A 24231-nucleotide genomic window follows, 5' to 3' on the forward strand; every position below is an offset into this window, starting at 1 on the left:
GCGCCAGAAGGCGGTGATGGGCAAGGCCTTGGAGCAGTCGGGGCTGACGCCCGGGCAGATCGACTACATCGAGGTCAATGGTTCCGGCTCCCAGGTCACCGACCTGCTGGAACTCAAGGCCATCGACGCGGTGTATGGCCATGGCGAGGGGGCCGGGCGTGCGCCCGAGAACCCCTGCGGGCTGGGCTCGATCAAGCCCAACATCGGCCATCCACTGTGCGCCGAAGGCATCGCCAGCTTTATCAAGGCGGTGCTGATGATCCAGCACCACAGCCTGGTGCCGTTCCTGTCGGGACAGCAGCCCCTGCGCCATTTCGACCTTGAACAGTCGGCGTTCTACTTTCCACGCAACGCGGTGGCGTTGCCCGAGGGGCGGCCACTGCGGATCGCCCTCAACTGCTTTGCCGACGGTGGCAATAACGTCCACGTCATTGTGCAAAGCCCGCACGCGTCCACCCCCCCTGCAAGGCGCCAGCCTCTGGCGGCACCTGCCTTGCACCGTCAACGCCAGGGGCATGCCCCGGTCGCGACGATGGAACCGACATTGCCGGCCCGCGATTACGCGCACGCCACCTCCATGATTTGGGAGCAACTCTGATGCGCACTCTATTGGCCGAGAGCAAGATTTCGCTGTCTTGCACCAACCCTGTCATCGGCGCCCATTGGGTGCACGGGCGCCCGGTGTTTCCGGGACTGGCCTATATCGATCTGATTTATCAGGTCTGCCAACAGCAGGGCCTGGGATGGGCCGAACACCGTTTGCAGACCTTGCGTATCCACCGGCCCCTGGCCCTCGAAGGGGCCGACAGCAGCCTGGTGGTGCGGGTTGCGCTGTTTCGCGAGCACCCGGGGCATTACACCCTGGTGGTCGAAGACCTGAACACTGGCGACCCGGCCCGGCCGTACGCTACGGCGGAGCTCGAGCAGACCGAGCCTGCGGCGTTTGCCCCGGGCGAGCGGTTGCAGCCCTGGGCCGCCGGCAGTGCTCGGCAGGTGACCCTGGAGGCGCTGTATGGGCAGTGCCGCGACCAGCAGTTGGTGCATGACGATTACATGCAGGTACGCGGACAGATCAGCACCGGGCCCGATGGGTTGCAGGCCAGTCTGAGCGTGGGGCCACAGGCGTTGCCCGAGGTCGGGCGGTTTTTGTTTCACCCGGCGCTTCTCGACGGTGCGGCCATCAGTTCCCAGGCGTTGGAACTGCGCAGCGGCGAGCAGGGCGCACCGGCCGAAGGTCTGTACCTGCCGCTGCTGTTCCAGGGGTTCAGCGCGGTGGCGCCCATCACCGGGCAATGTCGGGTACGGATCAAGGCTGACTCGGTCAGTGTCCATCAAGAGTTGGTGGTCTTTACCCTGGAGCTGTTTGCCGACAGCGGTGAAAAAGTCGCGCAGATCGAGCGCTTCACCGCCAAGCGGGTGCGGGCCGAGCGCGGCCTGCACCAACCGACGCTGGCGCCCCCGCGGCCCGCCCGAGTGGCCTGCGATCCGGCGCCGATTGACGCCAGCGAACACCCGGTGATGCTGGGGTTGCGGCGCCTGATTGCGGACAAACTGGGCACCGGCGCGGCCCAGGTGGCCCTGGATAAAGGCTATTACGAGCTGGGGCTGGATTCGGCGGATTTGCTCGACCTGGTGGCCAATGCCAGTCAGGCCCTGGGGCTGGAGCTGTCGCCGACCCTGTTGTTCGAGCACACCACGCTGCGCGAGCTGGGGCTGTTCTTTCAGCAGCACCATGGCGTGGAGCAAGGGGCCACGAAGGCGTCCACGCCTGCGCAGCAGGAGGGCGCGGCCTGGACCCAGCGCTTCGAGGCCCACGAGGCCTATCTGCAAGACCACCGGGTTCTGGGCACGCCGGCCTTGATGGGGGTGACCCATCCGTGCCTGGCCATTGAGGCCTGCGTGCAGCAGTGGGGCGCCGAGAGCTTTCCGCTGAGCCTGAGCCATGTACGTTTCCTGGGCGGTCCGATCACCTTGCAAACCGGCGAGTCGGTGGACGTGACGGTGACCCTGGAGCCACAGCGTGAGGCGTTCAGTGTCGGCTTTCGCCGCGACCCTGCGAGCGCTATCGAGCCGTGCTGTGTAGGGCAGTTGCGCCTCAAGGAGCGCTTTGCAGCCCAGCCTCAAGCGCTGGACAGCCTGTTGGCCGGCTTGACGCGGCTGTCCGCTGCGGACATCGGCCAGTCCTACCGGCGTATTGCGCAGTTCAGCGTGGGGCCGCTGTTGCAGAACATCCAGGAGGCTTACACCGACGGTGACCGACTGCTGGTGAGCAAGGTCAGCCTTGATCCTGCCCAGGCCAAGGGCGGTCACCTGCAATACGGGTTCGATCCGCTGTTGCTCAATGGCTGTTTTTTCTTCCGCGATCCGGACTTCGGCCAGCCTCAGTCGCGCATGTACGTGCCGCTGCTGATCGAACGGATCGTCCAGGCCAGGCCTTTGCCGTCCACGGTCTATCTGGTCAATCGCCTGCGTACGGCCAAGGCCGGGTATGCCGCGTTCGACGTCGATGTGCTGTCGCTTGAGGGCGAACACCTGGCCAGCGTCATCAATGCTTCGGTCAGGGAAGTGAGCGAGCCGGCGCGCTTGAGCAATGCTGATTTCTCCGCCCCGGTGGCCGCTACCACGCCCACGCCGGCGACCGATGAGATCGCCATTATCGGCCTGGCCGGACGCTATCCGGGGGCCGACAACCTGGAGCAGTTCTGGCACAACCTGAGTCAGGGCGTGGACAGCATCACCACGATTCCCGCCGCGCGCTGGGATCATGACCTGTACTTCGACGCGGACAAGGATCGCCCCGGCAAGACCTATGGCCGTTGGGGCGGTTTTCTCGACAACATTGATCAGTTCGACCCGTTCTACTTCGCCATCACCCCCCGCGAAGCGGGTTTCCTCGACCCTCAGGAACGCTTGTTCCTGCAATGCGCCGCGCATGCCCTGGAAGACGCCGGCTACACCCGCCAGGGCCTGCCCCGGGAGGTGGGGGTCTATGTGGGGGTGATGTATCAGGAATATCAGCTGTACGGTGCGCAGCAGACGGTACTGGGCAATCCGATGGCCTTGGGCGCCAGCGCCGCGAGCATCGCCAACCGGGTGTCCTATGTGTGCAATTTCACCGGGCCGAGCATGGCCGTCGATACCATGTGCTCGTCGTCGCTGACCGCCTTGTATCTGGCCTGCCGCGCGCTGGAGCGGGGCGATTGCAGCAGTGCCCTGGTGGGGGGCGTGAACCTGTCGCTGCACCCCAATAAATACTTGATGCTGGGCCAGGGGCGCTTCGTGTCCAGCGAAGGCCGCTGCCAGGCCTTCGGTGACGGCGGGGATGGTTATGTGCCGGGTGAGGGGGTCGGCGCCATGCTGCTCAAGCCCCGTGCCCAGGCCGAGGCCGATGGCGATCATATCTATGGGGTGATCAGGGCTTGTGAGATCAACCATGGTGGCAAGTCCGCCGGCTATTCGGTGCCGGGGGTCAAGGCTCAGGCGCAGGTCATCGCCCGCACCTACGCACGGGCCGCTATCGACCCGCGGCATATCGGCTACCTGGAGGCCCACGGCACAGGCACCGCGTTGGGCGACCCGATTGAAATCGCCGCCCTCAGCGCGGCGTTCCGGCCTCACACCGAGGACCGGCAGTTCTGCGCAATCGGTTCGGTGAAATCCAATATCGGCCACTGCGAAAGCGCTGCCGGGATTGCCGGGATCACCAAGGTGCTGTTGCAGATCAAGCATCGGCAAAGGGTGCCGTCGCTGCACAGCACGACCCTCAACCCACGGATCGACTTTGCCGCCTCGCCCTTTGTGGTCCAGCAGCAATTGGCCGATTGGCCGGCGATGCACCTCAACGGAGTGGCCTTGCCGCGCCTGGCCGGTCTGTCTTCATTCGGTGCCGGCGGCTCCAATGCCCATGTGGTGTTGCAGGAGTATCTTCAGGCCGAGGACCTGGGCGAGGTTGCGCCACAGTCGTTTTTGATTCCGCTGTCCGCCGCCAGCCTGCCGCAGCTGCAGCGCCTGGCCCAGGCGTTGCGCGTCCGGGTCGCCGGCTTGCTGGAGCAGGTGACCGCCGCGGACGTTGGTCAACGCCGGTTGGCGGACATCGCCTTCACCCTGCAGACCGGACGCGAGGTCCATCAGCATCGCCTTGGCCTGCGGGTGGATTCCCTGGCCCAGCTGGCGGAGAAACTCCAGACTTTTCTGGCGCACGAGCTGCTCGATGCACCGGTGTTGGCACGTTTGCGCGAGCATCAGGTGTACCTGGGTGTGCGGCCATCGGCAGGCGAAGCAGCGCAGGGCCAATTGGCCGAGGCTGATGTCCAGCTGTTGGTGAATGCCTGGCTCGATCAGCAACGCCTGGATGAAGTGCTGCGGTTCTGGTCCCAGGGCGCCGCATTGGACTGGCGCGCTCTGCAGCGACCCGCCGGCAAGCACCAGTATCGGCCACGGCGCATCAGCCTGCCGGGCTATCCCTTTGCCCAGGAGCGCTACTGGTTCGAGGACCGGGCGCAGCCAAGCGCGGAGGTTTTACCGGCCCATGTCCAGGCACCTGAATCGGCTCCGGCAGTCTCGGCCACGGCCCCGGCAATTGACGAAAGCACAATGTTCGAGCGCCTGGCGCAGGCGCTGTTTGAAATCACCGGCATCAGCCCCGCACGCCTCGATCCCCATGGGGATTTTGAAAGCCTGGGCCTGGATTCGGTGATGATCATGAAGCTCAACCAGCGGGTCAGCGCCTGGACCGGCGAAACCGACGCTACCTTGTTCTACAAGTACAAAACCTTGCACGAACTGGCCGGTTATCTGCAGACACGCCCAAGCCTGATCTTGCCGACGCCGACGCCGACGCCGACGCCGACGCAGGTCCGGGCCGAGGCGCTCGAACCGGGCGGCGCCAGCGCGCCTGTGGGCCGGGCCGAGGGCACGCTGGCGAGCGATGACCACAGCATCGCGATCATCGGCATGAGTGGCCGTTATCCGCAGTCCGAGACCCTGGAAGCCTTCTGGCAGAACCTGCGGGACGGCGTCGATTGCGTGACGGAAATTCCCCTGGAGCGGTTTGACTACCGCTCGATCTTTACCCCGGGGGTAAAAGGCCGTGCGGATTCGATCTACTGCAAGTGGGGCGGCTTCCTGGGAGACGTCAGCCAATTTGACGCGCCATTTTTTAATGTCTCGGCAGCGGACGCCGCGTTCATGGATCCCCAGGAGCGGCTGTTCCTGGAAATGGCCTGGACCTGCCTGGAAAGCGCCGGCTACCTGTCACCGCGCTGGCAGGCCACGCCCCGGGACTTCGGGGTGTTCGCCGGGGTCAGCGTCAACAACTACCAGCTGGTGGGGGCCGATGCGCTCAAGGGCCGCGCGCCCTTTTACCCGGCGGGGTCACAAACCTTTTCCGTGGCCAACCGGGTGTCGTTCTTCTTCAACCTCACCGGTCCCAGTCTGACCGTGGACACGGCCTGTTCTTCATCGCTGTACGCCTTGCACCTGGCCTGTGAAAGCCTGCGCAACGGCGAAACCCGTGCGGCGTTGGCCGGCGGGGTGAACCTGACCTTGCACCCCAGCAAATACCTGACGTTGTGCGCCTCAGGCTTCGCCGCCAGCGATGGCCGCTGCCGGGCATTCGCCGCGGGCGGTGACGGTTATGTGCCCAGTGAAGGGGTGGGCGTGGTGCTGCTCAAGCGCTACGCCGATGCCGTGAAGGATGGCGACCGGGTACTGGCGCTGATCAAGGGCACCGGGGTCAGCCACGACGGCAAGACTCAGGGTTTTACCGTGCCCAACCCGGTCAGCCAGACCTTGGCGATCAATGCGGCGCTGGCCCGCGCCGGCGTGCCCAGAGACACCATCAACTACATCGAGGCCCATGGCACCGGTACGGCCTTGGGTGATCCCATCGAGATCCAGGGGCTGATCGATGCCTATGTGAGCGGCAGCGATGCGCCGGTCTCGCGGGCCCTGGGATCGGTCAAGGCGTCCATCGGCCATGGCGAGGCCAGTGCCGGGATCGCTCAACTGACCAAGACCGTCCTGCAATTGCAGCACGCCACCCTGGCGCCGAGCCTGTTGCATGGTCCGCTCAACAGCGATATTCCCTTCGCCAAGGCCGGGTTCCATATCCCCGACCGGGCGATGCCGTGGCCGGTGATCGAGCGTGAGGGCAAGGCCGTGCCGCGGCGTGCAGCGATCAGTTCCTTTGGCGCCGGCGGGGTCAATGTCCATCTGATCCTGGAGCAGGCGCCCGAGGTTGACAGCCCGCCAGCCACCCCGGACAGCCCGTGCGTGCTGGTCCTCAGTGCCCAGGCGACGTCGCCGCTGAAAGAGCAGGCTCGACGCTTGCTGGCATTTCTCGACAACCCGGCCAATGACCGGCATGCCTTGAGCGATATTGCCTTCACCCTCGCTCATCATCGGGCGGCGTTGCGTTTTCGGTTGGCCGTGCGGGTCAGCGATCGCCAGGACGCCCGCGGGCGTCTGCGGGCCTGGCTGGAGGCCGATGGCGCCGCGCTGCCGGGTGTGCATCAGGCCGATAGCCTGGACCGGGCCGCCAGTGTGGCGCTGACTTGCACCACCGATCTGGATGACCAGGCCCGGGCCTGGGTGACCGGCGCACCGATGCCCGGGTTGGGGATCATCGCCAGCGGGCGTTGCGTGCCGCTGCCGGTGTATCCGTTCCAGACCAAGCGCCACTGGATCGCCGACCAACTGGCGGGGCTGGACGCGCCTGCGCTCCAGGCCGCAAGCGTTGCGCCTACGGGCAACCTCGACCACTGGTTGATGCAGGCGCGCTGGGTCGAGGCGCCGGTCAACCCTGAATCCAAGGCCCCGCGCCAGCTGCTGGTGCTCGGCGAGGATCAGGCGGCGCTGCGGCTGTGGTCGTCACGGCCGGGTGTCACCACCGCGGCGGATGTGTTCGATGAGCGCCGCATGGCGCAACTGCTCCAGGACAGCCAGGCCGATACGGTGGTGCTGCTGCAGCCGTATTCGGCGCTCTCGGGCTTGTCGGGGGCCGCCCTGGATCAACGCTTCACCCAGCAGGCCGGGGTCCTGACACAAAGGGTGCAGGCGCTGGTCAGCCTGGCCGCGAGCCACAAGGGCCTGAAGCTGGTGCTGCTGAACATCACCCATGACGGTCAGACTGATGGGGTTCAGGAAAGTCTGGCGAAGTACTTTAGTTTCCTGCGCTACGAAATCCCGGAAATCGGCAGCCTGGTGCTGGACACCGACAGTCTGGAGGGCGCCCGCCTGGAGCAGATCAGCCAACACTTACATTGCCGGCAGGCACAGGTGCGGGTGCGCTTGCAGGGGGGCCATTGCTTGACCCCGACCTTGCAACCGCTGGCCATTGCCCGGGCTCCGGAATCGGTCCCGGCGCTGCAGCTGTCGGGCAGCATGATCGTCACCGGCGGTTTTGGCGGGATCGGCCTGACGCTGCTGCGCTGGCTGGTGAGCAAGGGCGTGAAATCGCTGATTGTCATCGGTCGCAAACCCTTGTCGGCGCCGCTGCAACACCCCAGCCTGAACCAAGGCACCACCGTACAGGGGCTGATCGACAGCTGGGCACGGGAGCAGGGCGTGCGGCTGCACTACCTGCAAGCGGACCTGAGCGACGAGGGCGCCTTGGCCGGGCAATTGGACGGACTGCGGCCGATCCTCGGCGGGCCGATCACCGGTGTGTTCCATCTGGCGGGCGTGACCACCGAGGCCGTGGCCATCCAGGCAACCTCGGCGACCCTGTTGGCCGACGTGGTCCGGCCGAAACTGCTGGGCGCGCACCTGCTGGAGCGGCTCACTCAGGGTGATCCGTTGCGCTTTTTCTGCCTGTTCTCGTCGATCTCGGCGGTGGAAGGGATGCAAGGCAACGGGCTCAGTGCCTACAGCGCCGCCAACGCCGGCCTGGTGGCTCTGGCCGCCGAGCGGCGGCAGCGGCGGTTGCCGGCGCAGCTGATCCAGTGGACCGACTGGGATGGCGCCGGCATGGCCGTGGCGCACAATCACCGGGCCTTTTTCAACGCCCTGGGCATGCACATGCTGACCCCCGAGCAAGGGGTGGCATTGTTGGAACGCATCCTCGCCACTGGCATCGACGAATGCATTGTGTTCGATGCCGATTGGCAGCGTTTCGCCGCGATCAACCCGGCCATACAGACCGCACCGGTGTTTGCCCATTACCGCGAGCGCCTGCAGCAGTCGTCTGCGCTGCAGCCGGCGCCGGGGCAGGGCAGAACGGGTCAGGCCGCAACGAGCCAGGCCACAACGGGCGAACCCCTGGACATTACCGCGTTGCTGCGCGACGACCTGCAACGACTGCTGGGCCTGGAGGACATCCATCCGGACCAGACATTCGCCGAAATCGGCCTGGATTCGGTCAACTCGTTGGCGTTCTTTTCAACCTTGTCCCAGCGCCTGGCTTATCAGGTGCTGCCGTCGGCGATCTTCCGTTACCCGACCATTCGTGGCCTGGCGGACTACATCGCTGCCCATCGTGAGCAAGGCCCGCTGAGCGACAACCTCACTCCGGCTGCGCTGCCTGGCCCGCAGTCGTCCATGACCCCCCGGGTCGCAGACAACGCCGCCATCGCGATTGTCGGCATGTCCGGGCAGTTCCCCAAAGCGCCCGACTTGCCACGGTTCTGGGAGCAGTTATGCGCAGGCTTTGACGGCGTCGATCACTACCCTGGGGTCCGACGCGACCTGTTGGGGCTCAATGACAGCTTCAGCGATCAGGACTTGCAGGGCATCCATGGCGGCTACCTGGACGACATCGAGCTGTTCGATCCGGGGCTGTTCAATATCTCGCCTCGGGAAGCGCGCTTCATGGACCCCCAGCAGCGGCTGCTGCTGCTCAATGCCCATCGGGCCATCGAGGATGCGGGGATCAAGGACCATCCGGGCTTTGCCCGCACCGGGGTGTTCGTTGCGCAATACGCCAGCGAGTACATGCAGTTTGCCAATGACTACGACAAGGACAATGCGCTGTTTATCGCCACCGGCAACGCGGGCTCCATCGCCGCCAACCGGCTGTCCTACCACTACGGTTTCCGTGGCCCCAGCCTGGTGCTGGACACCGCGTGTTCCTCGACCCTGGTGGCCATCGACATTGCCTGCCAGTACCTGCGCAGCGGGCAGATCGACTTTGCCCTGGTGGGCGGTATCAGCCTCAACCTGAGCCCGGCCCTGACCCGTCTGTTGCAGGATTCGGGCATGTTGTCGCCCACGGGCCGTTGCCAGACATTCGATGCCAAGGCCGACGGCTATGTCCCGGGCGAGGGTGTGGGCATGATCGTCCTGCAGCGCGAGGCCGATGCGCGTCAGCACCAGAAGCAGCACCCCGATGCGCGTCTGTACGCCCTGATTGCCGGTTCTGCGGTCAACCAGGATGGCAAGAGCAATGGCATGACCGCGCCCAACGGCCTGGCGCAGGAAGAAGTGATCCGCCAGGCCTTTGAGCGTGCTGGCCTGGCGCCGTCCCAGGCGGGATACGTCGAAACCCATGGCACCGGGACCTATCTGGGCGACCCGGTGGAAATCGAAGCCCTGGGCAATGTGCTCAATGAAGGGCGCGGCGCCGGTGAGGGATGCATTCTCGGTTGCCTGAAAACCAATATCGGCCACCTGGAGCCCGCCGCCGGCATTGCCAGCGTGATCAAGGCCGCGTTGTGCCTGTACCTGGGCAAAGTCCCCGGCAACAAGCACCTGGCGACCCTCAATCCGTTACTGGCGCCGACCCGGCCGGCGTTTCGCCTGCCGGACCACCCGCTGGGCTGGGAGGGGCCGGGCCGAGTGGCCGGGGTCAGTTCCTTCGGCTTTGGCGGGGTCAACGCCCACGTTGTGCTCACCGGTGTCGACACCCCCGGGCTGCCGCCCGTGCCCGCCGGTGAACGCGAGCGCTTGTTCCTCGCCCAGTACCCACGACCCAAACTGGCCCTCAAAGCCTATTGGGCCCGGCGTCCGCTGAGCGCTGTCACGCCTGTGGCGCCCGTCGTGGCGCAGACCCAGAGTGGATTCCTCAGCGTGGCGTACCTGGGGCAGGGCAGTGCCACCCGTGAGGCAGTGTTCACCTTGCCTGCGGACACCCCAGGCTTGCTGGACACCGGCAATTTTCATGTCGGTTTCTATCTGGAGGCCATTTACCAGGTGTTCCGCGAGCGCTTCGGGCGCAGCAACCTGCATGTCAGCCGTTTCGACTTCCAGTCGCCGTTGCTGATCTCCCACAACCTGACCACCCAGGTGCGGATGAGCATCGAGCCACTGGCATCCGAGCAATATCGCTTGCAGTTCGATTACCGGGCTGTGGCTGCGCAACCGGCTGAGTGGATGCAGACGGCGCAAGCCTGGGTGGATTTCGCCTCGCTGGCCCAAGCCGACACCGCTGTGCAGGCCCGTCTGGCGGCGGTGTTGCAGACTCCGGGCAACCCGTCGCGGACCCTGGACGAGACGGCGTTTTACGCCCGCTACACGCAAATGGGCTTTCCCGCCGCGGGCTTCGTGCGGGCCATCGACGAATGCCGGCTGCACGAGCGTTTCAGTCTTTCGACCCTGACCGCGCAAGTCGAGCCCGAGCGCTATGCCTTCGGCGCTCACCCAGGGGTCATTGACGCGGCCTTGCAGCCTTCGATTCTGTTGGCCGATGGCGATCAGAACCTGCCGTACATGACCACCCGGATGGAGGATATCTACCTCAATGGGCCATGGCGCCGGGATGAGGTCTACCGCTTGGTCAATCTTCTCCACGCGCCGACCGCGGACGCGGCGGGCGGTGGCGTGCGTCGTTTCCAGACTGCGTGGGCGGTGCTCAATAGCCGTGGGGACAGCCTGATCACGTGCCGCAGCGCCAGTTTGCAGCAGTTGGCGGTGAGCAATCGGGAACTGTCCGACGCCGCACAGACACGTTTGGCAGAGGAAGGCGGGCTGTCCAGTGATGGCTTGTTGTTCATCATTGCCGACCTGCTGGACTGCACCCCCGAGGAGATCGACCAGGACAAGGCGCTGCTGGAACTGGGCATGGATTCGCTGATGCTGATCAAGCTGCAAAAACGCCTGGATCATCAGCAGATTGCCATCAGCGGCCTGTTCAAGATGACCCTGCAGCAATTGCTGGATCAGGTGCGGCCGGGCACACCCAAGAGCCCCGAGGCCAGCCCTGCGCAGCCCGTGGTGGACAGCGCCTATCCACCCTTTACCCAGTTCAAGCCCTGGTCGCGGGACAAGAGCCGCTGGTTGCGCGGGCAGGAGCGGCCGCAGAGCCGGATTCGCTTGTACTGCTTCCCCTACGCGCATCTGTCCAGCACGGTGTTCAAGGAGTGGCAGGCGTTGCTGCCCGACTGCGTGGAAGTGCGCCCGATTGAGCTGCCCAACCGTGGCGACCGCCTGCGGGAAAGGCCGCTGCAGGATATGTGGACCCTGGCGGCGACCCTGACCGAGGTGCTGGGCGATGAGTTGGACCAGCCCTTTGCCCTGTACGGCCACAGTGCCGGGGCGTTGATGGCGTATGTGTGGTGCCAGCACCTGCGGGCGGTCGGCAAGCCAATGCCTCGGCATCTGTTCGCGGCGGCCTATTCCGCGCCGGGTCAGGAGGTCAATCCGGTGATCCGCGACATGCTCACGGTGTATCGCCAGCACGGCCTGGAGCGGATGCCGTCGCTGGACGATATCTGCCAGCCCGGTGCCGAGCCGTTGATTGGCCAGTTGATCGATGCTCTGGAGTCCTCGATGAAACAGGCCGGGCTGTTCAATTTCAGCCGCGAGCTGATCCATGCGCAATTGCCCTCGCTGGTGGCGACGTTCGAGATGGTCGACCGCTTCCAGCCAGGCGCACCTTCGCCCTTGGCGTTGCCGATTTCCGGCTTGCATGGCTTGGGGGACATTCAGGTGCCGGAGGCCGATGTGCGTGGCTGGCAGCACCTGGGCAACGCAGGATTCACCTTCAAGGCGTTCGAGGGCAACCACTTGTTTATCGAGCCGGGACAGAGCGTCGAGCAGGTTACGGCCTATGTCGGTCAGGTCCTGCAAGACATTGTGCTGAATGATCTTGAGTGCCCGCGTGCCCCTGAAACCGATCTTGCGTCCCTGGGCATGGCCGCTGCGATGTACGGCAGCGGAGAGGCTGGGGCCTGAGGGGCCCCGTCTTGGCTTTATGTGTTGATCAACTCATTACAAGGTAAATGGATATGAAAACGCTCAAGGATCTACCCCAACGCCGCGGCCTGCCCTTGCTGGGCAACCTGCACCAGTTGGATAAAACCGCGTTGCACCTGTCACTGGAGCAGTGGTCGCGGGACTTTGATCACCAGCCGTTCCGCCTGCAGTTGGCCCATATGCACTTCGTGGTGTTCAGCAAGCCCGAGCAGGTTCGCCATATTCTCAAGCACCGACCTTCGCAGTTCCGGCGCATGAAAGAGATGGCCAGGTTGTTCGATGAAGTGGGTTTCAGCAGCCTGTTCACCGATGAAGGGGAGGCCTGGAAACGCCAGCGGCGGCTGATCATGCCGGCGTTTTCCAAGCGCAGCCTGGTGGCGTTCACCCCACAGATCGCCAGTACCGCGCTCAAGTTGCGCGATCGCCTGCGCACCCGTTCGGGGCAAGCGCTGGATCTGCGCGACGACCTGCGGCGCTTTTCGGTGGATGTCAGTTGCCTGCTGGTGTTCGGCTTCGACCTCAAGAGCCTGGATAACGACGACAGCCAGTCGCTGCAAACCTTCCATGACGTGGTCAACACCATCAATAGACGCATGCAGACGGTGGTGCCTTACTGGCGCGTGCTCAAGCTGCCGTCGGACCATCGCTTCGACCGTTCCATGCATGAGCTCAAGAGCATGGTGATTGGAATCGCCCGGGACACTCAGGAGCGCATGCGGCGCCAGGAGGACATGGGTGCCCATTGCGTCCTGCACAGCATGCTCGAAGCCGTGGACAGCGAAGACAGCGCGCTCACCGATGATGAGCTGTTCGCCAACATGATGATCCTGATTCTGGGCAGTGAGGGCACCACCGCGGCGATGCTCAGCTGGTTGTGCTTTTTCCTGGGCCAGGACCCGGACTTGCAGGACCGGCTGCGCCGCGAAGTCGCGCGCCTGGACCTGCATCAGCTTGACTATCATGCGCTGGCCGACTTGCCGCTGACCGAAGCGGTGATCGAGGAAACCTTCAGGATCAAGTCCACGGTGCCCGCACTGTTGGTGGAGACTCTGGAAGACACGGTCATCGACGATATCCAGCTGGAGAAGGGCACCCGGATCTTTGCCCTGACCCGTATCGACGGCCTGAAGAACCTGGAGCAGGACTCGCTGTTCAACCCTTATCGCTGGCTGGATGAACAGCACGCCTTGATCGATATGAAAGAGGCGCGGCAAAAGCAGTTTCCATTCGGTTATGGCCCACGTTCCTGTCCCGGCGCGCCGCTGGCCAACGTCGAGTTGAAAGTGGCGGTGGCGATGCTGGTCAAGTACTTCGACCTGGAACTGATCGACAAGGATCAAGTGAAAGACGTGTTCACCACCTCGGCGGTTCCGGACAATCTGAAGATCCGCCTCAGCCCCCGTGTGGTGCAAGAGGCGCCTGCTGCCAGCGAAGTTGATCTTGTCTGACGCCGCGGCTTGCGCCGGCGAGTGGTTTCCAGTGCTTATGTCTACTCAGGTATCTCAATGCGGCTATTTACCGTTTCAGATCTTCATACCGACCATCCGGAGAACTGGAAATGGCTTGAACAGCTGTCTTGTGAGGATTATCTCGACGATACCTTGATTGTGGCGGGGGACGTGGCCGATGAAATAGGCCTGCTCAGGGCCAGCCTTGAGCGGTTGAGCAGGCGTTTCCGGCATGTGTGTTTCGTGCCGGGCAATCATGATCTGTGGGTGATCCGCTCGGACCTGAGCTCATCCTTCGAAAAGTACCGCACGGTCAGCCAGGCGTGCCGCGACGCGGGTGTCCACACCCAGGCCTGTCGCGTGGGCAGCACCCTGATCGTGCCGTTGCTGGGCTGGTATGACTATTCCTTCGGGCCGCTCAACGAGACGTTGCGGGCCAACTGGATGGACTTCAAGGCCTGCCACTGGGAGGGGCATGACGACGAGACGGTGAGCCGAACCTTCGATGAGCTCAACCGTTTGCCCGATACGCGTGGGGCAGGGCGCATCGTGTCGTTTTCCCATTTTCTGCCCAGGATCGACCTGATGCCCAACGGCGTGCCGGCCCAGTACCGCTACCTGTACCCGGTGCTGGGCTCGGCGCGCCTGGAGCGGCAAGTGCGCCGGCTCGGGGCCCAGACCCACATTTACGGACACAGCCACCTCAATCGCAGCGTCACCCTGGAGGGGGTGACCTACATCAACAATGCCTTTGGCTATCCATCGGAGCGACATATCGCCAACAAGGCCTTGTTGTACCTGGGGGCACTGTGAACGCGTTTGATGATCAAGGGTTGCGGCTGGGGGCGGGTGAAATTCACGTGTGCAGCACCCGTGATCAGCACATCGGCGACGAGGCCTTGCTGGCGTTGTATCGCTCCTGGTTGAGCGCCGAGGAAACCGAGCGCATGGCGCGCTTCAGGTTCGAGCGTCATCGCCATCAGTACCTGATTACCCGGGCGCTGCTGCGCTCCACCTTGTCGCGCTACGCACCCTGGGTGGCCCCGCAGCAGTGGAGGTTTGCCAACAATGCCTGGGGCAAGCCGGCGATTGTCGCACCTGCTGTGCCGATGGCCTTCAACCTGTCTCATACCGAGGGCTTGGTGGTGTTGGCGCTGACCCTGGAAAACAGCGTCGGGATCGATGTGGAGTCGAGCCAGCGGCCGGTTGATCCCGACCTGGCCGAGCGTTTTTTTTCGGCCGCCGAAGTCCGCTACCTAGCCAGCCTGTCAGCCACCGACCAGACCTCGGCCTTCCTGACCTTATGGACCTTGAAGGAGGCCTATATCAAGGCCTGTGGCCAAGGCTTGTCCATCCCGCTGGAAAGCTTTTGCTTCGACTTGGCGACACCGGGGCAGATTGGTTTTTCCTGTCAGGCACTGGCGCTGTTTCAAGCCAGACGCTGGCGTTTCTGGCAATGGGAAAGCGGGCCGTTTGTCCTGTCCCTGGGCTGCTGCCCGCCATCGCAACACCTGCCCGCGATGGCCGTCAGGGTCTACGAGGTCATACCCGGGCTAAGCCATGAACCAAGGGAGGCGGTCATGTGTCGGACGTCCGCTGATTGTTCTGCGCTGTGCTGATTAAAAAAATACTGGATGGTGGTGGTATTCGATCAAATCCTGTTGGCATCCGGGGCGAGCGGGCTGTTGAGCTTTCGCAACAGCCTATGGCGCAATGCGTCATACGAACGTCCCTTGCACAGCATCGGTTGCCGATGCTGTGGCCGTGGAGATCGTTTGCAGCAAAGTGACTAGCGTATGAAATAACCCGGATCGATCACGCAGTTAACACTCTGGCGATCCAATCTCCGCCATGAATTCTTTTACAAAGTGCTCAAGGCTTTCATGCCTTTTAGCCGCAATGCGCGCGCCTTCCTGTGTCTGGAAACCGTAGGCCAGCTTGAGCAGCTTGGTGTGGAAGTGCTCGATAGCGAAGCGCTTATCCTGGTACTCCCTATCCAATGCCAGGGGGTTGGTGAAGTCGTACAAGGCCGATCCCATCCGCCCGGCAATATAGAAACACCTCGCTACCCCGACCATGCCTATGGCATCCAGCCGGTCACTGTCCTGGAGTATTTTGGCTTCGAGGGTGGTCGGTTCGAATCCTGCGGAAAAACTGTGAGTTTTTACGGCGTGAGCTACAGCCAGCACCTTTGATTCCGACCATCCCAGGCCCGCTAAAATACTGGCGGCTTTATCTGCCGAGAGCGTTGAGGCTTTGGCCCGCAGTGGTGAGTTTTTTTCGACAGCGACGCAGTCATGCAAGAGGGTGGCCGCCAAAAGCGTTTCCAGATCCCCACCTTCGATTTTCTGAATGGCTCTGGCGTTAATCCACACACGATGGATGTGGGAAAGATCGTGGGAACCATCGCCGTTGTCTTCGGGAAGATGCTGTAACAGATCCCTGGCCAGGCTTTGAAAGGGAAAAAATGGGGCATCAATCATGTTTAGTCGTCTTTGTGAGGAGAATGAAACCTGAAGGCGATTATTAGGCTCTGTACGAAAAATTTCGAAATATTATTTCATAGCGACGGCTTCCGGTTCACTGTAAACCGGTCTACGTATTCACCTTGTATCCACCGTTCCGAGTACATGTCATTGCGGACTCCTTTCGAGTTACCCGTCGCCATTGCCCAATTTATTGGTAGTAATCAACTCGTAGCCGACGAGGTGGGCGAGTCTCCCGCCAGCGTTTACGGCTTCACCCGAGGCAATGAACGTTTTTTCCTTAAAACCTGCGCAGCGGTCTATACGCCCACGACCTACAGCGTCTTACGTGAAGCTCGCGTGCTGCAATGGCTGGATGGCCGGCTGAGCGTTCCCGAGGTTGCAGTCGTTGCCGAAAGCGATGCAGGGGAGTTCATGATCACGCGTTGTGTGCCTGGAGAACCGATACAAGCACGCTGCGACGATCAGGGCGCAATGTTGGCGCTGTTGCGCGAAGCACTGCGGCAACTGCAGGCTGTGCCGATCACTAATTGCCCGTTTGACTCAAGTGTTTCGGTGCGCCTGAATGAACTGGGGTATCTCATCGCTCGCGAACTGTGTGCTGATGATGTCGACCTGGAGCAATGGCCGAGCCTCGGCACACCCAGGAAATTGCTGGCCCACCTGCACGCCACACGACCGGTCGAGGAGAAGGCGTTCAGTCATGGCGACCTATGTGACACCAATGTTTTCGTCGACGCCCATGACCAGTTGCATTTCATCGATCTGGGGCGTGGCGGTATCGCGGATCGCTGGCTGGACATTGCGTTTGCTCATCGAAACCTGCGCGAAGATGTTTCGGACAATGCAGCAAACGACCTTCTTCGGGGGCTTGGCGAGCCCGACCAGTCTGCGAAGCGTATATTTTTCGAGCAGTTGGATGAGTTGTTCTAGGTTTTGAACGAAAATCCTTGAAACACCAAAATGGGTAAAATCGCCGCCATCAACAGCAGGAGCCCCTGATAACCAAGCGATACAAACTCAGCGATTCATTTTGGGAAATGATCGAAGATCTCATCACCCAGGATAACGGGACGTCCACGACACGATGACCGACTGATGCTCAACGGCATCTTGTGGGTGCTCTGCTCAGGTGCCGCATGGCGCGATATGCCCGAACGTTTTGGCCCTTGGTCGACGGTTTATCAGCGCTTTCGCGACTGGCGAAATCGAGGCACGTTTGACCAAATGCTCAAGCGCCTGCATATCAGGCTCAACGAGCAAGGTCTGATAGCGCCAGAGCCGCTGACGGAAGCTACGACGGCCATATTGGCTACCTTGCTCGCTGTGAAACAGGACGCCCCGTGGAGGTTATGGCTGTACGGGAAGACCCGGTTGGACGCAGACGTATTGGCGAGATTAGCTATAGGCACCCGTGCCTCTAAAACCATGTTTCCATCTGTACACCTAGTTGCCAGTCGCCACCGGACTTGAAGCCCTTCTGGCCGAAATCGTCTGTTGCACTGAAGTTGTCCAGGTCTCTGGACCAGTTCATGTAGGTGGCGAACAGGCGCAGTTCCGGGCGAATGAAGAAATCACCGGTCTGGGCCTTGAAGGTCGGGGCGAGGGTGAGTTTCCAATAATCGCCCTTGGCCGCCTGGCGGCCATCGTAGCCCCGGGCGTCGAGGTCCATGGTCTGCCAGCTCAGTTCATATTGCATCTCGAAGTTGCTGCTCAGTTCGTTGGCCAGGCGCACGTTGAATGTCATGTAGCGATAGTCGTCGCCGGGAACATAACGATCCTTGCTCTGCTCGGCGATCAAGGCCGGGGCGATGCGCCAGTCCTGATTGAGGCGCGTATGGCCATAGAACGCCAGGCGCAAGGTCCTGGCCTGGTCCAGCAAGTCGCCATCGGCACCGATGTTGTTGACCTCCGCCCCCAGGCCCTGGCCATACAGCAGTACCGCCTTGGCGTAGCCCTCATGGCCGAAGAAATCGGGCCTATGGTAGGCGAGCAGGCCATGGCCCCCACCCGTGGCGGGGCTGAAGCCGGACTTGTTCAATCGGCTCTTGCGCTCGGGTTCTGCTCTGTTCCCGGAGTCCAGGTTGGCATCGTTCTGGCCTGATGAGATGCCATTGAGCATGACCTGCCAGCGGCCCTGGTCGAAGAATTGATTCAGGGTCGCGACATAGCTGCGGATATCCTTGTTTTCCTCGGTGCCGAAGTCTCCGTAGGAGCGGCTCATCACTGATGCGTTGAGGCGCCAGTCTGGGGTCAGTTGCAGGTCGTAGATGCCGCCGCCAGTGCCGGCCAGGAACACGATCCCTCTGTCGAGCCAATGCAGGTCGTAATTGTCCCGATCAAAGCGCTTGCCTGCCCATAGTGTGGTATTGCGCAGCAGCGGGCTGTCCTGGAACGAGGCCAGGTGGCTCAGTTCGGTGTAGGCCTGGCGCACATTGAGCTGGCTTTGCGCCGCGGTCCAGTCATTGGGCGTCTCCAGGCCGTCGGCGAGCATCAGCAGGTACTTGGCACGTGTGCCGTTGTCGGCCTGGCTTTCCTTGGCGAACTTGGCCTCCATGTAGGTATCGACTTCATTGCCCAAACGGCCGACCGCACCCCCCACCGAGCCGGCAGGGGTCACATAGGGGCCGCCACGACCGGCGCCTGATCCATTGCTCATGATGCCGGAGCGGGCGTAGGCGCCAAAGGTGAAGCCATCGCTCAACCGTTCGCTCGCCTTGGCTGGAGGCGCGGTCGCCGGGGCCGCGCTTGCCAAGGCCTGCTGAGTGGCCTCTATCCGCGCTACGCGTTGGTCGAGGGCATTTTCTGCAGGCGCGGGCAGCCGGCCGACGACTTGCTGGTTGAGCAGTTGGACTTCCCGGCGCAACCGCGCCGCGTCGGCTTCGGCCGCTGAGGCACGCGCTTCGGCGGAGGAGGTCCGGGCTTCGAGCCTGGCCAGACGCTCCTCGATGCTTTGCGCGGGTGCGGCGAACAGTTGAGTGGACAGCACGAACAGAGAAAAGCCAGCCCAGGGCCGGCACACCGCAGAACGCATAGTTAACCCTCTTGTTTTTGTATTCGGGCATTGCAGACATCTTTCGAACGGCTCGCGGGCTTCAGTCGGGCAGGGACCTTCTGCGGGTCATGCAGGGCGCGTTGAGCGCCTTTTTGCAGCGGACTCCACTTGACAGCGAGGCGTTTGAAGACGCGTAATGTGTTGCGATGTTAACGTTAACCTAAATAAAAACAAGAGGGTCGTCACATGCAGATTGCCGCCAAACGCGAGTACTGGCTTATCAGTGGTTTGTTGTTTTTCTTCTTCTTCTCGTGGTCATCGAGCTATTCGCTGTTCTCTATCTGGCTGCACCGAGTCATTGGCTTGAATGGTACGGAAACCGGCTTCATTTTCGCCGCCAACGCCATTGCGGCACTGCTGGTTCAGCCCTTCTACGGCGCTCTTCAAGACCGCCTCGGGTTGTCCAAAAAACTTCTGGTATGGATCGGCATCCTGCTGTGTGCCGCAGCCCCGTTTGCAATTTATGTCTACGCCGGCCTGTTGGCGCAGAACGTGGTGCTCGGCGCGTTGGTCGGTGCGGCATTCCTGGCGCTGGCGATGCTGGCAGGCGTGGGGGTGATCGAGTCCTACACGGAGCGCTTGTCACGTCATGCTGGATTCGAGTTTGGCACCACCAGAATGTGGGGGTCGTTGGGCTGGGCCAGTGCGACAGGCGCGGTTGGCGTGGTGTTCAACATTGATCCTGACATTGCGTTTTACATGAGCAGCGCCGCCGGCATCGTGTTCCTGGTGATCCTGTTCCGTCTGGACCTTGACCGGTTGAGCCAGCCGGCGGCTCAAGCTGACACAGCTGCCCAACCCGTGCGCCTGAACGATCTCTGGAAGTTGCTGGCCCTCCCGCGATTCTGGGCGTTCAGCCTTTACCTGACGGGGGTGTGCGGGATCTACATGATCTACGAGCAACAGTTTCCGGTGTATTTCTCCTCGTTTTTCCCGACCCCGGAGGAGGGGACCCGCGCCTATGGCTACCTGAACTCGTCTCAGGTGCTTGTCGAGGCGGTCCTGATGCTGTTTGCACCCTGGGTGGTCAGCCGCACAGGCGCCAAATACGGGCTGATCCTGGCCGGCAGCATCATGTTCGTACGCATCCTTGGCTCCGGGCTGGCAACGGAGGCCTGGGCGATCGCCGCCTGCAAGATGTTGCACGCCTTGGAGGTGCCGATCTTGCTGGTCTCGATATTCAAATACATTTCGCTCAACTTCGACTCTCGACTGTCCGCCTCGATCTACCTGGTGGGATTCCAGTTCGCCCAGCAATTGACCGCCATGCTGCTATCACCGCTGGTGGGCTACGGCTACGACCATTTCGGTTTCTCCAGCGTCTACGTGCTGATGGCCGGCCTGGTCGGCGCCTGCCTGCTGCTTTCATGGAGCTTGTTGCGCAAGGACCCTGTGCGTGACGCCTCTCAAGTCGGGGCTGGCGATTCGCGGGAACTCCCCGCCATCGCGCAATCTGCCCCTCGTTATGAACCCTAGACAGGAACCAGCCATGCACGCTGCACTGTTAGAGCAAGCGCATCGCGCTATCGAAAAAAAGCTGCCTGGGCGGGGTAATGACTATCGCCTTGCCTATCATCTCGCGCCGCCGGCAGGGTGGATGAATGACCCCAACGGTCTGGTTTATTTTCGCGGCGAGTACCATGTGTTCTACCAGCATCATCCCTATTCGGCGCAGTGGGGACCGATGCACTGGGGGCATGCCAAGAGCCGCGATCTGGTGCACTGGGAGCATCTGCCCATCGCGTTGGCGCCTGGCGAGGACTATGACCGCGACGGCTGCTTTTCAGGGTCTGCGGCGGTCGCGGACGACAGGCTGTATCTGATCTACACCGGGCATACCTGGCTGGGTGCGCCGGGTGACGAGCGGAGCATTCGTCAGGTCCAGTGCTTGGCCAGCAGCACCGATGGGGTTGTGTTCAATAAGCACGGGCCGGTGATCGATGCGGCGCCGGAGCCGGGCATCATGCATTTTCGCGACCCCAAGGTATGGCGGCGAGCAGAGCAGTGGTGGATGGCCCTTGGCGCTCGTCAAGGCGACGACCCCCAGCTCCTGCTCTATCGCTCCGACGACCTGTATCACTGGACGTACCTCAGGTGCGCACTGCAGGGGCGACGCGAGTCGGACGGCTATATGTGGGAATGTCCTGACCTGTTCGAACTGGATGGCAACGATGTGTTTCTCTATTCGCCTCAAGGCCTGAAGCCCAGCGGTTATGACAACTGGAACAAATTCCAGAACAGCTATCGGATGGGCCTGCTGGACGATCGCGGGTACTTCAGCGAGTGCGGTGAGCTGCGTGAACTGGATCATGGTCACGATTTCTATGCGGCGCAGACCTTGCTGGCGCCGGACGGGCGCCGCCTGTTGTGGGCCTGGATGGACATGTGGGAGAGCCCGATGCCGAGTCAGGCGCAACACTGGTGTGGTGCGCTGACGCTGCCTCGTGAACTGAGCCGCAATGGCGAACGGCTACGCATGCGGCCGGCCCGCGAACTGACGGCGCTACGCCAGTCACACCGGACACTGGCGATCGGCGTGGTCGAATCCGGCAGTTGCCTACTCGATGAGCGAGGTACGCTGTTGGAATTGGAACTGACCCTGGATCTGGCTGGCAGCACGGCTGAGCGTTTTGGGCTGGCGCTGCGTTGCAGTGAGGATCAGCAAGAGCGGACCCTGGTGTACTTCGATGCAATGGCGCGCCGTCTGGTGCTGGACAGGCAACACTCGGGAGCGGGTGTCAGCGGTGCGCGCAGCGTGCCGATAGCCAAGGGCCAAACCCGGATAGACTTGCGGATTTTTCTGGATCGCTCCTCCATCGAGGTGTTTGTCGATGACGGCGCCTATAGCTTGAGCAGTCGGATCTATCCTCGCTCCGACAGTCAGGCGGTCAGGGCGTTTGCGGTCAATGGCTGCGGTGGGTTTGGTGACGCGTCGGTCTGGCACCTGGCCGATCTGCGCCTCTGACCCCGGTGATTGGCTACGGTTGGCGCGGCGTCCGGTGGCGTGTTGTCATGCTTTTGCCAAGCATGACATGATGCCCGGCCATACAAGCATTGGCACCTGCGAATGGCCTCAGTTAAAGATGTCGCGCGCCTCGCAGGGGTTTCCTTCATGACGGTGTCCAGGGCGCTCAATACCCCGGAAAAGGTCAATCAGGAAACCCTGGCGAAAGTTCTGCAAGCGGTTGAGACCCTGGGTTATGTCCCCAGCCTTTCTGCCCGAAAGATCCGCGGCGGCGCCTCCCGTGGCAAGACCATTGGCGTCTTCGCGTTGGATACCGCCACTACGCCCTTCGCTGTGGAAATGCTCCTGTCCATGGAGCGCACCGCCCGGGAACACGGCTGGAATGTCTTCATCCTCAACGTGTTCGAAGTGCCGCCGAGCCAGCAGACCATCGACCTGATGCTGTCCCACCAGCCTGACGGAATCATCTTCAGCGCCATGCAGTTGCGCACCGTGGAGATCCCCACGGTGTTGCGCAGCCTGCCGCTGGTGCTGAGCAACTGCATGAGCCTGGACCCCGGGGTGGCCTGTTATGTGCCTGACGATGCAGACGGCCAGTATCAAGCGGTGCAACACGCGCTCAAACGCGGCTACCGGAGTCCGCTGTGTATCAACCTGCCGCAAACCAGTCTGGCCTGGGAGCAGCGCCAGCTGGGCTTGTGTCGCGCCCTTGTCGAGGCCGGAATATCCGTGGCCGATGTTCCTCAATACAGCCTGTCGCAGGATGACGCCTATCAGGAAACGATTGCTGTGCTGGAGGGGCAATTGCGAGAGTCGCAAGGAACGCCAGCGTTCGATCTTCTTATCTGTGGTAACGACCGTATCGCTTTGGTGGCTTACCAGTACTTGCTAAGTCGTGGTCTGCGTATTCCAAACCAAGTGGCGGTTCTGGGGTATGACAACATGATCGGTGTTGCAGAGCTGTTCTACCCGCCGCTCAGTACTGTGCAGTTGCCATATTACGAAATGGGACGACGCTCTGCCCAATACATCATTGAACGCAGGAGCGAACCCGGGATTCAGCGGGTGGAATGCCCCTTGGTTGAACGTGAGTCCTGTTAGCAAACTATGCAGGTAGATTGGCAAGTCACTAGATGGTGCTTGGTTAAGTTGCTGGTGGCGAGTCGTTGCCAGGCTCTTGATAAGACGTCTGTGGGCCAGTTTTTACATTTTTAGACCATACATTTACTGATTAATACACCTGCAGTTTGACTAAAGCTTGATACTGCGCGCCCTACCGCCCTGACAGTTTATCCCTTAAGGGCATCGCTCTCATCGTACGAAAGGAATCATGTAGATGTATCTCCCCCATACTCTCGCGGGCATTGGTCTGTGCGCGTCGCTGTTTGGCCTGATGGGTTGCGCGCCCACCTCCGTTGTCGGACCGGGCGCCAACAACGTGCGCATCACCCACAATGAACCGGGGCGAGAGTGCCAGTTCCTGGGTGATGTCACGGGTAGTCAGGGCAACTTTTTATTGGGCAGTATCACTGGTAATGCCGATCTGGAGACCGGGGCGCGCAATGACCTCAAAAACAAAGCAGCGGCAATGGGGGGTAACAGGGTTTATCTTCTCACTCAGCGCGCAGGGCAAACCGGCTCGGATAATCGATTGGAGCAAACCAACGTGACTCTTTCAGGCAATGTCTATCACTGTCCAGAACGTTGAGTCGCCCGGGATTCTCTCTAACAGATCAGTTGGAAGAGTTGCTCAGTTGCTGAAGCTCTAGTTGCTTGGCGGCACTGGCTTCGAGGTTTGCACGCTCTTGATCCAGATACCGATAAATGCTTTGAAGGTTGGCGATTTTCTGTTTGATCTGCGCCATCTTCTTTTCAATTAGCTTGGCGCCGTCAGCACAATCGATCAGCTTGTTGCGCTGCGCATCCAGAATCTCGCCTATTTCTCCCAGGGAAAACCCCATGCTTTGTGCGCGCTGGATAAAGTCCAGATCCTGCAGCGTCTGTGGCGTGTAAACGCGATAGTTGTTACTTCGCCGCTGCGGTGAGATCAGGCCGATTTGCTCGTAGTAACGCAGCGTATGGCGGCTGGCGCCGCTGCGGGCCTCGAGTTCGCCGATTTTCATGAAAACACCCCTTGACTGTAGAGTT

General features: G+C 61.9%; 13 protein-coding genes and 1 pseudogene (1 of these 14 cut by a window edge). 11 read left to right on the forward strand and 3 right to left on the reverse strand.

Annotated features, from left to right (window positions below; genetic code table 11):
- The 5 genes in view from ACSSVC_RS18325 to ACSSVC_RS18345 are tightly spaced (at most 57 nt apart) and all read left to right on the forward strand, a layout consistent with a single transcriptional unit that may run on beyond the window.
- Positions 1-598, forward strand: partial view of a beta-ketoacyl synthase N-terminal-like domain-containing protein gene (locus ACSSVC_RS18325; protein ID WP_492611128.1) — the 3' end only. 6530 nt of this gene lie to the left of the window's left edge; the window shows 598 of its 7128 coding nt (coding positions 6531-7128); its start codon lies off the left edge, out of view; its stop codon occupies positions 596-598.
- Positions 598-12108 (forward strand): beta-ketoacyl synthase N-terminal-like domain-containing protein, encoded by an 11511-nt coding sequence (locus ACSSVC_RS18330; RefSeq protein ID WP_492611129.1) that lies wholly within the window; start codon positions 598-600, stop codon positions 12106-12108. The genes ACSSVC_RS18325 and ACSSVC_RS18330 overlap by 1 nt, the downstream gene beginning before the upstream one ends.
- A gap of 53 nt (positions 12109-12161) precedes the next feature.
- Positions 12162-13577: a cytochrome P450 gene (locus ACSSVC_RS18335; protein ID WP_492611130.1), complete on the forward strand. Its 1416-nt coding sequence runs from the start codon at positions 12162-12164 to the stop codon at positions 13575-13577.
- A 57-nt stretch (positions 13578-13634) separates the two neighbouring features.
- Positions 13635-14390 (forward strand): metallophosphoesterase, encoded by a 756-nt coding sequence (locus ACSSVC_RS18340; protein ID WP_346632830.1) that lies wholly within the window; start codon positions 13635-13637, stop codon positions 14388-14390.
- On the forward strand, positions 14387-15196 hold the full coding sequence (locus ACSSVC_RS18345) for a 4'-phosphopantetheinyl transferase family protein (RefSeq protein WP_492611131.1): 810 nt from the start codon (positions 14387-14389) through the stop codon (positions 15194-15196). Before ACSSVC_RS18340 ends, ACSSVC_RS18345 begins: the two co-directional genes overlap by 4 nt.
- A 204-nt stretch (positions 15197-15400) precedes the next feature.
- On the opposite strand, the gene ACSSVC_RS18350 is transcribed toward ACSSVC_RS18345, so the two are convergent.
- Positions 15401-16060 (reverse strand): HD domain-containing protein, encoded by a 660-nt coding sequence (locus ACSSVC_RS18350; RefSeq protein WP_346632832.1) that lies wholly within the window; start codon positions 16058-16060, stop codon positions 15401-15403.
- 147 nt (positions 16061-16207) lie between these two features.
- On the opposite strand from ACSSVC_RS18350, the gene ACSSVC_RS18355 reads away from it, so the two are divergent.
- Both ACSSVC_RS18355 and ACSSVC_RS18360 read left to right on the forward strand, forming a co-directional pair.
- Positions 16208-16996: an APH(3') family aminoglycoside O-phosphotransferase gene (locus ACSSVC_RS18355; protein WP_346632833.1), complete on the forward strand. Its 789-nt coding sequence runs from the start codon at positions 16208-16210 to the stop codon at positions 16994-16996.
- A 68-nt stretch (positions 16997-17064) separates the two neighbouring features.
- A pseudogene (locus ACSSVC_RS18360) lies at positions 17065-17380 on the forward strand (transposase); the annotation flags it as partial.
- A gap of 103 nt (positions 17381-17483) precedes the next feature.
- Here ACSSVC_RS18360 and ACSSVC_RS18365 read toward each other — a convergent pair.
- Positions 17484-19097, reverse strand: coding sequence for a carbohydrate porin (locus ACSSVC_RS18365; RefSeq protein WP_492611132.1), 1614 nt, complete (start codon positions 19095-19097; stop codon positions 17484-17486).
- A 207-nt stretch (positions 19098-19304) separates the two neighbouring features.
- Between ACSSVC_RS18365 and ACSSVC_RS18370 the strand changes: the two genes are divergently transcribed.
- From ACSSVC_RS18370 to ACSSVC_RS18385, 4 genes are all read left to right on the forward strand, one after another.
- On the forward strand, positions 19305-20594 hold the full coding sequence (locus ACSSVC_RS18370) for an MFS transporter (protein ID WP_492611133.1): 1290 nt from the start codon (positions 19305-19307) through the stop codon (positions 20592-20594).
- Between the two features lie 13 nt (positions 20595-20607).
- Positions 20608-22083 (forward strand): glycoside hydrolase family 32 protein, encoded by a 1476-nt coding sequence (locus ACSSVC_RS18375; protein WP_346632836.1) that lies wholly within the window; start codon positions 20608-20610, stop codon positions 22081-22083.
- Positions 22084-22185: 102 nt separating this feature from the next.
- Positions 22186-23184, forward strand: a complete 999-nt coding sequence (locus ACSSVC_RS18380; protein ID WP_346632837.1) for a LacI family DNA-binding transcriptional regulator — start codon at positions 22186-22188, stop codon at positions 23182-23184.
- Positions 23185-23419: 235 nt separating this feature from the next.
- Positions 23420-23791, forward strand: a complete 372-nt coding sequence (locus tag ACSSVC_RS18385; RefSeq protein WP_492611134.1) for a DUF4156 domain-containing protein — start codon at positions 23420-23422, stop codon at positions 23789-23791.
- A 25-nt stretch (positions 23792-23816) separates the two neighbouring features.
- Here ACSSVC_RS18385 and ACSSVC_RS18390 read toward each other — a convergent pair whose 3' ends face one another.
- Entirely contained in the window at positions 23817-24206 is a 390-nt protein-coding gene (locus ACSSVC_RS18390) for a MerR family transcriptional regulator (protein WP_492611135.1), read from the reverse strand.
- Positions 24207-24231 lie beyond the last annotated feature (25 nt).

Source organism: Pseudomonas sp. E1BtOHC1 (assembly GCF_058744285.1).

Coding starts and splice junctions, on each gene's coding strand:
- ACSSVC_RS18330 (WP_492611129.1), top strand. CDS start 598: ATGCGCACTCTATTGGCCGAGAGCAAGATTTCGCTGTCTTGCACCAAC.
- ACSSVC_RS18335 (WP_492611130.1), top strand. CDS start 12,162: ATGAAAACGCTCAAGGATCTACCCCAACGCCGCGGCCTGCCCTTGCTG.
- ACSSVC_RS18340 (WP_346632830.1), top strand. CDS start 13,635: ATGCGGCTATTTACCGTTTCAGATCTTCATACCGACCATCCGGAGAAC.
- ACSSVC_RS18350 (WP_346632832.1), bottom strand. CDS start 16,060: ATGATTGATGCCCCATTTTTTCCCTTTCAAAGCCTGGCCAGGGATCTG.
- ACSSVC_RS18355 (WP_346632833.1), top strand. CDS start 16,208: ATGTCATTGCGGACTCCTTTCGAGTTACCCGTCGCCATTGCCCAATTT.
- ACSSVC_RS18365 (WP_492611132.1), bottom strand. CDS start 19,097: ATGCGTTCTGCGGTGTGCCGGCCCTGGGCTGGCTTTTCTCTGTTCGTG.
- ACSSVC_RS18370 (WP_492611133.1), top strand. CDS start 19,305: ATGCAGATTGCCGCCAAACGCGAGTACTGGCTTATCAGTGGTTTGTTG.
- ACSSVC_RS18375 (WP_346632836.1), top strand. CDS start 20,608: ATGCACGCTGCACTGTTAGAGCAAGCGCATCGCGCTATCGAAAAAAAG.
- ACSSVC_RS18380 (WP_346632837.1), top strand. CDS start 22,186: ATGGCCTCAGTTAAAGATGTCGCGCGCCTCGCAGGGGTTTCCTTCATG.
- ACSSVC_RS18385 (WP_492611134.1), top strand. CDS start 23,420: ATGTATCTCCCCCATACTCTCGCGGGCATTGGTCTGTGCGCGTCGCTG.
- ACSSVC_RS18390 (WP_492611135.1), bottom strand. CDS start 24,206: ATGAAAATCGGCGAACTCGAGGCCCGCAGCGGCGCCAGCCGCCATACG.